This window comes from Hyella patelloides LEGE 07179 (assembly GCF_900659865.1).
GTDB classification, from domain to species: Bacteria; Cyanobacteriota; Cyanobacteriia; order Cyanobacteriales; family Xenococcaceae; genus Hyella; species Hyella patelloides.
Genome location: NZ_LR213997.1, coordinates 1 through 11412, shown reverse-complemented (window position 1 = coordinate 11412; position 11412 = coordinate 1). Strand labels below are relative to the sequence as shown.

General features: G+C 34.6%; 8 protein-coding genes. All 8 read right to left on the bottom strand.

From position 1 onward, the window contains the following. The coding region (locus H1P_RS25535; protein ID WP_144872772.1) for a sulfotransferase at nt 1-758 on the bottom strand (758 nt) is incomplete at its 3' end. 16 nt (nt 759-774) lie between these two features. Then, nucleotides 775-2040 carry an O-antigen ligase family protein gene (locus H1P_RS25530; RefSeq protein WP_144872769.1) on the bottom strand — a complete coding sequence of 422 codons (1266 nt, stop codon included), beginning with the start codon at nt 2038-2040 and terminating at the stop codon, nt 775-777. Nucleotides 2041-2154: 114 nt separating this feature from the next. Next, nucleotides 2155-3417: a glycosyltransferase family 4 protein gene (locus H1P_RS25525; RefSeq protein ID WP_144872778.1), complete on the bottom strand. Its 1263-nt coding sequence runs from the start codon at nt 3415-3417 to the stop codon at nt 2155-2157. Nucleotides 3418-3425: 8 nt separating this feature from the next. Next, nucleotides 3426-4325, bottom strand: coding sequence for a sulfotransferase family protein (locus tag H1P_RS25520; protein ID WP_222427231.1), 900 nt, complete (start codon nt 4323-4325; stop codon nt 3426-3428). A 118-nt stretch (nt 4326-4443) separates the two neighbouring features. Beyond that, entirely contained in the window at nt 4444-5439 is a 996-nt protein-coding gene (locus H1P_RS25515) for a glycosyltransferase family 2 protein (protein ID WP_144872764.1), read from the bottom strand. Beyond that, nucleotides 5402-6769, bottom strand: coding sequence for a flippase (locus H1P_RS25510; protein WP_144872761.1), 1368 nt, complete (start codon nt 6767-6769; stop codon nt 5402-5404). The genes H1P_RS25515 and H1P_RS25510 overlap by 38 nt, the downstream gene beginning before the upstream one ends. Nucleotides 6770-6862: 93 nt before the next feature. Next, nucleotides 6863-9046 carry a GumC family protein gene (locus tag H1P_RS25505; protein WP_246141948.1) on the bottom strand — a complete coding sequence of 728 codons (2184 nt, stop codon included), beginning with the start codon at nt 9044-9046 and terminating at the stop codon, nt 6863-6865. A 263-nt stretch (nt 9047-9309) separates the two neighbouring features. After that, nucleotides 9310-10863 carry a sugar transferase gene (locus H1P_RS25500; protein ID WP_144872758.1) on the bottom strand — a complete coding sequence of 518 codons (1554 nt, stop codon included), beginning with the start codon at nt 10861-10863 and terminating at the stop codon, nt 9310-9312. Nucleotides 10864-11412: the final 549 nt, after the last annotated feature.

Here is an 11412-nt window from a genome sequence, read left to right as displayed (position 1 = left end):
CTCATTTTGACAGTTGATTTATCAACAAAAGGTAATTCTGTAACTTTTTCATCAAGTAAGTTAAGTATTTTTTCTACCGCCATTTGAGGATTTTGAATAAAATCTTCATAGCTAATTCTTAAATAGCGTTTTTGAGGAGAGTTTAACAGCAGCTCTACTGCATAATTTTTGAGATTCCAAGATAGAGAAGCGTGTAACGGATTATACCATTGAGAAGTAAGCTCTCCTTTGCTCTTGTGCTGTTCTAAAGAATAGCAAACACCTTTAGGATTGCGCACTACATGAACTACACATAAATCTATAGAAGGCAATAGACCCAGAACATAACCATACCAAGAAGCTTTAGTTGAATCAACAATAACTTTGCTGCCTGTTGTAGCTTGAATTGCATTATAAAGCTTTTCTAAATGGGTTAGATATTGACCAACCTTGCGTTTCAAAAAACTATTTTTTAGTAACCCAAAATAGTGGGGTAAAACCATTAAACGACTTCTCTTTTGCAACTTGATTATCTCTGTAGTATCGATCTCGTCTGCGCCTTTAAAGGCTTTATCAAATACTTTTTGCCAAGCTGGGCAACCTGCGAAGTCAGTGCCACAAGTACAGGGTCTATTTTCAATAATTCCATGTTGCCAAATATCTCGCAGTTCTCCCCAAGCAACAAAACCATTAATTTGTCCCAGAACTCTGTTAACAATGGTACTGCCACTACGCTCAAAACCAGCAATGTAAAGTACTTTAACTTTGGAATTTTGCATAATTTATACATATCTCCTATTGATACTTTTGTAATCTATGAGTATTAATTGAGCTTACTTGACCGTAGCGTATTTTTCTATACTCTACTGCAGTTGCAAGACATATTGACACATAAATAACCCAATATGAGCTAGCACCAGAAGCAATTTTACCCACGTTAGAGATGGCGGCTACGTGAGCAAATACTAAAAATTGAATGAACCATAAAAATTGTATTTTTCTAGTTGCAAGTAATAGAATTACTGTTCTGAAAAAAACTGTAATAAAACTAATTGCATAGACAACAACTCCTAGATAACCCAAGCTAACATACAACTCCATATAACTACTGTGAGAATTAAACTCAGTTGCAACTACGGATTCTTCCCATGCATAACGACCCACGAAAGCACCAGCATCAGAACTCCAAAATGCGTTAAATCCATAGCCAAGCAAAGGTCGTTCTTCTGAGACTTTATCTATCATCAAAGTCCAGATCGATATGCGTCCGTCAGTACTTTGTTGTAGAACTTCGGCTAAGATAGTATCTATATTTCCGACAATAAACACCACCATTACACCAATCCCAATTAATCCGAGGCTAAAAATAATTGCCTTTAGCTTGTAGGGCTGTGGTAATAAGTTATACAAAGGAATTAAAGAAAGCAAAATTAAAAAAGAGAGCAAGCTAGAAGCACTATCAGTTAGGATATTGATCGTTGCTGCAAGCCCAAAACCACCCCAAGCTATCCAATTTGGTGTTTTCTCTTGAAGAGCATTAAGCAAAAAAAGGATCGCTCCAATAGACATTACATCACCCAGCATCCCTTTGTGAGCAAAAATTCCTTCCCATGCCCCTATATGCACTGAACTAATTCCGTAACTTGGTATGAGTAAGACAACTGCCGTGCTAAGAATTCCTGCTATGCCAAAAACCCAGGTTAATATTTTCATTTGTGTTTTCAAGCTATAGCAAGTTGTCAAGTATGCTCCGAACAGAAACATACGCACAAAACCTCTAGAGGCTTCTAGAGTGCTTCGCATATTGGTTGACCAAAAAGCAGAAGCTACAACAGTTCCTACTAAAAGCAAAAGAGGAATGTCTCTGGTTGCTACCCAAGATAGACGCTTCCAGTGTAAGGCAAATAAAATAGCAATGATGGGATAGCTTAGGGCATTGATGTTTTTAGGAAAAGGATCGGGTAGACTAACACCCATGAAATAAAGAAGCCAGAAAATTGTAATTGCGACTTCTAACTTTTCTACCCAATGATTAGGCGATTGTTGGTCTGATCTCATCATCCTTAATCTCTAGCTATCAAGCTGATTATGTAGTACATAGTTTAATTAAATTTTTCCGTGTATTTAAGTATATGTTTGAAATAATTTTTTTTATTATGTTTAAAACTATTTTATTTAGCGATCGCTATTTGTTAAAATCTCTTTAAACAGAGATAAGTAGCGACTTCCTTGGGTTTTGAGCCCAAATTCGGTTTCTGCTTTGTGCCGAGCATAATCGGCGAGTTTTTGATAACGTTGCTCGTTTTCTAATGTCCAAACAATCCCCTGAGCCAGATCGTCAATTTGATAAGGCTGTGCCAAATAACCATTTAGCTGATGTTCGATCATGTCTGGCATTCCTCCAATATTGAAGGCGACACAGGGCGTACCACAAGAGATAGCCTCCATAACAGTATTGGGCAAGTTATCTTGAACAGAAGTAACGATAAATACATCTGCTGCTGAGTAAGCTAGGGTCAAGGTTAAATCATCGTTTAAAGTGCCCAAATAATGGGATTCAAAGCCAAATTCTGGTGGTTCTTCGGGACGAGATGCACCAACAACCATCAGTTCTAATTTGTCTTTCCAGCCAGCTTGACTGAGCTTTTGTAATGCTGGTTGCAAGAAATGAAATCCTTTTCTCTTGTCGCTGGTTGCTTTGAGGGACAAAAATAAAATTAGTTGTTTGTCTTGGGGTAATTTTAGTAAATCTCGTGCTACTTTTTTATCAATTGGTCTGTAGACATCTGTATCCACGCTATTGGGAATCACCTCAACTCTGCACCCTCCAAATAAGGAACTTTCTTGAGCGCATTTAGCTAACCAAACACTGGGAGTTACCACGGTAAGATTCAGATTTTTCCAAGCTTTGTTTTTTCTGTTCCATACCCAACGGGATAAATCGCCATCCCTTTTACTACCAAGTTGAGGACATGAACCACAATTATCAATATAACGTTCGCATTCTTGATTGTAGTGACATCCTCCTGTAAAAGCCCACATATCATGAAGAGTCCAAACTATAGGCTGCTTGAATTTGGCGACTGTCTCTATTTTTAGATAGCCTGCACTAACCCAGTGTAAATTAATGATATCTGGAGCAAGTTGAGCAACTTGAGAGTCTGTTTTGTCTGGAAGCCAATGAAGAGAATAGTTACTCTTGCCACCATTGGGATAAAGTTTCAGGGGTAGTCGATCTAAAGTTAGTTTTAAACCAGTTCTTGCTTTGCCAATACCTGATTGAGCAGGTGAACCTATTATTAGGCGATCGCTAGTATTTTTGACCTGCACTAGCATCTGAGAGTCAACTTCAATAAGCTGAAAACCTTGATGTAAGCGATAAGCAGCACGAGCAGCCCCACCTTTGCTATCGGACGAATTGATGAGCAATACTTTCAGTTCTTTCACTACTCTAACCACCCCGATAAATCTCTTTTAATTAATTTTTGCAGTTCTAATATATCCTCACGGTAGGCATCAATTAACTGGCTGCGGATTTCTGGAGACAATTGTGGTTTTGTAAGACTTTTATTTTTGAGTTTTCTGACAACGCGATCGCGAATTTCCTGGGGAATAACCAGTTTCAAAGGCTCTTTTAAAATACTTTTAGTTGTTAAAAAATCATAAAAAAAACGATTTTTGGGTACGCCAGTTGCATTATACTGATTGAGTTTTTGAGCAGCAAAACTGTTGTCGATCTCCAGAAATTGAAAAACATCTTTTAAAGTTTTATCTGGATTATTCTTTAAATCTTCAAACAAATAAATTTTAATTTGTTCTGCATCAAATTTTTCTAAATACCGCTTTAATTGTACCGTATAAAATCCTGCATTAAGATAATGAAAACCCCACCACCAGTTATTCTCGATCCTCTCTTTTTCCATCTCTAAAGCTTGAGCAAAATCTGTAGTAGTTTCCAACTTATCTCTCAAGTGATGCACGAAATTTGAATAAGCTCTTTCGTAAGGATTACGAAGAATCGCAATTAGTTTAGCATCAGGAATATATGATTTTATTTTGGCACTAGCTTCTGGGTAATACAAATAACTAGGAGAAGCTTCTCCGATAGCTACTTCATTAGAAACTGCTGTAAATTGATCTTTGTAATCTGTAATAGTAGTTTTAAAATTTTTGAGATAGCCTTGATGAATTGTCCCTTGAGGAAAATCAAGTTGTGCATTTTCTAAAGCAAAAAAGTTAGTCTCTTTTACAGGACTCATATATACTTGTGGATGCTGAGTTAACCAATCATACAATGTGGTTGTTCCAGACTTCGCTGCACCAATAATCAAAAAATTCGGTAACATAATATTTTATTATAAAAGTTATAAAAAAATAGCTTTCTCATTTTTAAAATATGTTTTTTTTGATAAACTTGACTATTTGTTTGTAGATACATTAAGAAATTATCTTGACAAATAAGTATTATTTTTGAAATATTGATATAATTTTACTACTTATTCTTTTTCCTAAGCTAGGTGGTTTATACAATTTTTCATAAACCCAATTATCATAAGTTCTATCTGGAACAACTAAATTATTTTCTTTTAAAGGAAAAACCATTTCAGACAAAGTAATATTTTCGACTTCATTGTTAGATTTAGTAGTGTGAGTTGCTTCTTCTGTAAAACCAATATTAGAAATTAAATTGACCGCAGGAACAACTGATAGACCTGAGTTTAAAAGACAAGCGAAAAGCCACTTAGCTGCCCAACTATTTACTTGATCTGAAAAAGCCTTGTCAAAACGCTTTTTTCTGGCTTCATACTGCTTTTCTGAGCAAATTGCGTATTTGATTGCGTTTTTAAATTCTGATTTTGACCACTCTGATGTATTTAAATCATAATATTTCCAGGCTCTTTTCCAAGTTGCCCATCCCCACACACTCCCATAAATAGAAAAATGATAGCTTGCTATCTGAGATTGCCATTGCTTTTGAACATTTGTCCCACAAATACTTGCTATGCGATAATCTTCTCGATACTTTTCAAGTAATTCTGCACAAAACCTAAAGAATGTAGGGTGAGGCAAACAATCATCTTCAAGAATAATTGCTTCTTCAACCATACTAAATACCCAATCAAGACCACTAGATACTCGTTTTTTACAACCTAAATTAGTATCAGAATAATTTTTTTTTACTTCGCAATTCCAATCAACCCTGTCTATAATTGCACGAGAAGCAGCACATTTTTCTGCTTCCCCAGGTTTATCTTTACGAGGTCCATCAGCAATTACGAATAATTTCGATGGTTTTGCTTGGCGAATCGCTTCAAATACTTTTTCAGTGGTATCTGGTCTTTTAAAAATGATAAATGCAATGGGTGTTTTCATTGAAATAATAAGTTCAAATTTGCTTGGGATACCAATGATAAAGTTGTAGTTAGAAAATTTTTGAGAGAAAAGTCTTTTTAAACCCATTAATATAAGCTATATTTTGTTTAATTCTCCAAGGAATTAATAGTGCTTTGGTGAGCATTTTTCCAGTGTTGAAAGTGGGGGGATAAAATAAACAAACAAGATAAGAAGCAACTGCTTGAGATATTAAAGTAGCTATTGCTGCTCCCATGCCTCCTTGTTCGGGAATCAAAATAAAATTTAGAAATATATTAGATAAAGCACCTAAAGATGTGCTTATAAGACTAAATCTGGTGAAATTTTCTGCCATTAGCCATTGACTACGAGCAACACCCAAAAAGACAAAAAGCCCAGACCAAATATGTACGCTTAGAATCTGACCTGATTTAACATACTCTTGTCCCAGTAAAACAGTCATGAAATGAGTGGATATAAAACTCATGGGAATAGCGACCGTTAAAGACATCCACGCCATCAAATCATAAAGTTGCTGCAACTTAGTATAATACTCTTTCTCGCTTTTTTGTTTTGCTTTAATTATTGAAGGAAATACCGAGGTACTAACCGCCGTTGGTATAAAATACCAAATTTCAGAAAATCTGACTGCTGCTGCATAATTTCCTACTTCTTGACTGTTGGACATATTGCCCAACATCACCTGATCTATCTTCATATAGAGAGTAACCATTACACTTGATATTATCAATGGCCACGAGTCTTTTAATAAATTTATTGCTGAAGATTTTTTAAATTTCCATTTTGAACGACATTGATTTTGCTTAATATATATGGCAGTCATACCTACTGCTCTAATTATTGAATCTACCAATAACAAGTAAGCAAACATCATTAAAGGTAGTTTAAAAAAAATAAAAGATAATTTAGCTAGAGAACTAATAATAAATTGGCTACTCCTAACTATGACTATTGACTTTGATAATACTTGAGATTTAAACCATAAATCCAAAACATCAAAACTCTGAAACATTAAGCTCGAAGCAATAATGAAGGTCATTAAAATGATCTGAATATCATCACTAGAATGCCAAATAGTTACACCGATTAAGCTAATAGCTACTAAACTACCAATAAATTTTAAGATAATAGCTGTTCCTAAAATTTCACCAGTTAAATTCTTTTGTTTAACTAAATTACGAACTACTATTTTGTCTAACCCTAACTTTGCTATTGCTGCGAATAGAGCTACAAAACTACTGCTATAGCTAAGTTTGCCAAAACTTTCAGAACCCAAGTATCTAATAACATAAACTCCTACAACAAAGGAAATAATCATGCTTAATAAACGCTCAGCAGATAACCAACCTATATTACGAATAATTTTTCTTAATCCTGGACTGAGATTATTATCTACAGCTCTTAATTTATTAAGCATGTAATTTATACTTCTTCTGTTATGCACCTATGTTTGTTTGTGAGTTGATCCAAAGTAATTACCCTGATATTAAGTCATCATCAAAAAATAGTCTTATTTTGTTGCCTCTAAGTACTTTTTATCTGGATAGTAATGCTCATAACCATAAGGCTCTTTAGCGACATCGACTCCATTAGTAATAACTCCTAGTACATTAAATTGGGCAGTTTCCAAAACTTTTTTAGCTGCAGCAATACTGTCATAACTAGCTACACCAGGGCGCACTACAAACAACAAACCATCTACTAATTTGCTTAAAATCTTCGCATCAGCTAGACCAACTAAAGGAGGAGTATCAAAAATAATGCGGTCATAATTTTCCAATAATTTCATCATTAAAACTGCCATTGATAAAGAGTCCAATAAAGCTATTGGATTATCAGGGGTTGTACCCGCAGTTAAAACATCCAAATTAGGCCTAACATTTTGTACCCCTTCATACCATTCTGCTTCTTGATTGAGAACGTTAGTTAGACCAATCTGATTGGGAATTTGCCACAGATCGTGTTGTGATGAACGACGCAAATCACCATCTATAAGTAAAATTCGTTTTCCACATTGAGCTTGGGCTATTGCATAATTGGCAGAAACAGAAGATTTTCCTTCTTGGGCTACAGCACTGGTAATGGCAATTGTCTTGATTCTCTCTTTGGGATCTAGCAGTTGAAGATTTATTTGAATGTCTTGAAAAGCTTCCTTCACAGGTAAAATTAAGCCATCATCTGTTATAGCAGAAGAGGATTCTGCTAATACTGGCTGCTGTTTACCCTGAGTGATTCCTTTGCAATCAGGAATGACCCCCCGTAAAGGATAAGGCAACATTTGTTCGGCTTCTCTAGTATTTTTGATTGTGTTATCTCTGATATCGATTAAAAAGGCAACCGCAATACCCAGTAATGTACCTATTGCACCACCAGTAATCATCATCATTTTTTTCTGAGGTCCAATGGGAAACTCTGGTACTACTGCCTCTGAGACAACACGTGCTTTTCCAATGTCTTGTTCTTCAGCGATTTGAATTTCTTGAAGCTTATTCAGTAAAGTCTCGTAAGTAGTCTGAGAAGCTTCCACTCGACGCACTAATTCTTTTTGCTCTTCTTCTAACTGGGGTAAAATACTCGATCTTTCCTGATTGGAACTATAGATTTTGTTGAAAGCAGCTAGCCTTTTTTGTAAACCTTTTCTTTCTAAACCCAGATTAGCAAACTCATTAATTTGCCCTTCTTCAGATTCTCCTAAAGCTAGAATATTGGTGTTTCCGAGCAAAGCTTGTTGTTCACCTCCCAAAGTTTGAGCTATTTCTTGATTGAGAACTTGCTCTAGCTCTGCTGCTTCTTCTTGCAAAGAAATTACTTGAGGTGCATTGTTTGATAAATAATTACGGGTGCTTGCTAACTCTACTTTTACCTGTTGTAAACGCTCATAAATAGTTTGTACAGCCAAAGATTGGCTCAGAGTAGCGATCGCCGATGCTTTTTCCCAGCTAATACCTAATTGAGAATTTAATGCAGAGTAACGAGCGTTTACGTCTTCTAATTCTGCTTCAATAGTATCAATTTGACTTCTTATATTACTGATGCTATTAATAGTGGCACTGGTTTCTTCTGTTAAGTTAGCTATTTGATATTGGTTTTTAAATTTGCGTAATTCTGATTCTGCTTCTTGAACGTTTGCTTTTACCTGAGGAAGCTGTTCGGTAATGAAAGTTCTGGCTGCCACTGCTTCAGTGCGATTTGATAATCTGTCTTGATCTTTATACAACATCAAAGCTTGATTGACAACAGAAGCTACTACTTCAGGATCGTTACCTTCATATCTGATGTTTAAAATATCAGTCCCCGTTATTGGTCTGACTTGAAATGATTCGCGAAAAGATTGATACCGAATAAGTTCTCCTCCCTCATCTCTTAAATCAAGCTCTTTAATTAGCTTTTCTAGAATAGGACGAGAACGTAAAATTTCGGCTTCTGTCGCTAAAGGGTCGCTCTCTTCTGAAATAACTTCGATATTTCCTGTCTCATTTTCAAACCCCGATAAAGTATCGGTTTTATTACTTTTAATTAGTACTTTTGCTTCAGCCTCATAGATCTGTTCTTGAGATAGTGCATAACCCAAAGAAATACCTAAAACTCCACATAGAGTGAGTGTTGCTGGAAGCCAACGACGCTTTAGAACTAGCCAATACTTCTGAAAATCGAGATATTCATCGATGTGAACATTTTGTTCGATTGTGTTCATTTTAATTATTTTAATTAATAAGTTACCGTAGAGTTACAATCTCGAATTGTTGTCAACTATACTTGATTTTATCTAACTAACTACTTTCATTATTATTGCTATCGATCATACACTAAATTACTTTACTCCTGCTGTTGATTTGCTTAATCTATGCTCAATGTATTACCAGATAAGTAACTAACAGAATCTGATTTACCACTTAAAGATAAGCCATAGGGAACAATTAAATGTTTAGTCAATTAATTGTATCTTTTCTTTAAACCTTAATATGCTCCCTTGCCAAATAATACTACTTGTACAGTCTTCAAAAGAATTTTGATATCAAAAGCTAAAGACCAGTTTTGAATATATCTAAAATCTAAGGTAAATACTTTGTCTGAATTGGTATCGGAACGACCGCTTACTTGCCATAAACCTGTAATTCCTGGCAATACTTCATGACGAAAATGATGATGTTCGGAGAACTTATCCACATCTCTTATTGGTAATGGACGAGGACCTACTAAACTCATTTCCCCCAATAAAACATTAAATAACTGGGGTAATTCATCTAAACTATAGCGACGTAAATACTTACCAACAAAAGTAATTCGAGGGTCGTCGGAAATCTTAAATAAAATTCCTCCTGAAACTTCATTTTTCGCTTCTAATTGCTTTTGCAATTGACTGGCATTTTCGACCATGGTTCTAAATTTCCAAACCTCAAACTGTCTTCCTTTTAGTCCGACACGTGTTTGCTTGTACAATACAGAACCAGGAGAGTCCAGCTTAATTAGTAACCCAATCAATAGCATTGGTATACCTAATACTATTAATAAAGAAGTTGCAACTACTAAATCAAAAATACGTTTTAACAGAAAATCAATACCAACAATTGTAGGACTGGTATATCTTATTGTGGGAATACCTTCTATATCTGCTAGTTCAGAAGGCTGACTGGGAATTGGTTGTTTGATAGGAATTATACGCCAACTAATTCCAGATGTTTGCAAGTTCCAAAACAGCTTAGTTTGGTGTTTAATTTCTTCCCAAGAACAAATAAATACTTCATCTAAATTTTGCTCTAGAACCTGTTGGTAAATGTCTTCAAAATATCCGTCATTATTGTAGGAATATAAGTCTAAAGTCTCTACAATATCAAAAGATTTTGTTTCAGCAAATACAAATTGGCAATGTTTAATATCTTTGGTCACTCCGACTAAAAGAACTTTACGACGTAAAGGAAGAAAATAGTTACGAATGAAAGTAATTGTTTCAAAGACAACAAAGCGTTCGCTACAAACTACGAATAAATTAATTAGCCAGAGCAAAGCAAGACACAATATTAACGATTGGCTATTAATATTAACTCCTAAAAAAGCCCAAAGTGATACCAAAAAAGTTCCGTAGGTAATAGAACAAGCGGGAACAACATCTCGAAGCCTACGACTACGATCTTTCGTACTGTAAAGTCCAGCAGCAAGAAAAATCAACAGATTGAGTATGACGATAGCGTTTAATACTCGGTCGCCCCTAAAGCCGTCTATCTCAATAATCAAACTATTTTCGACAAACAGATTGTTTAGTATCTTGACCAATATCCAACTGATAACTACCGCAGAGTTATCGATAAAAATCAAAAATAAAGTTCTGAAAAAGTAAATTATTTTACGACCAACTATTCTAAAAGTGGGGGAAGAACGAAGGTCAAATCCTTCATCAAACTGCTTTCCAATCTGATTGTTTCTGATTAGGAAGTTATTAGGATTTAGAAAAAAATTTAAAAAAATTATTAATTTTTGCCAAGGTTCATGAGTAAGGTTGCTATCATTTTGCATTTTATTACTTATCGCTTTTGCGCTTACTTTATTTTTGTGAATTCAATAGTTAGTAATTTGTATTTATCTTCTATTTTTTTTAAGAAAGTAGCATTCCTTGTTACAATTTTTGAATCAAAATTAATGAGATTGATAATAATTTGCTGTTTGTCATTAAAATTAAACTTAAAACTTACAAAATAAAGAGATTTAACAATGAATAAGCTAAAGATAAACGACTTAATTCCGATTAATTTGCTGAAAAGCTGTAATCCCTTATTTTACAGTTTACTTTATCCCTTTTAACCATTTTCGGTTATCTAATGCTTTCTACGGGTTTACACTTAAGTTTTTATACCTTATTAGTTAATTTTCGGTAAAGATGAAATATTATTATTAACGTTGAGATATATTCTACAATTACAATTCAAGTATGACCATAACTTTACTGAAATCAGAAGAGAACTTCATCAAAAGTTTAAAATATAAGTAAGTAATTTCACTTAAAAATTTTTGAATAAACTTTAAAATTGAATAAAACAAAAATTTCTAACTAGGGGTAGGTGATTT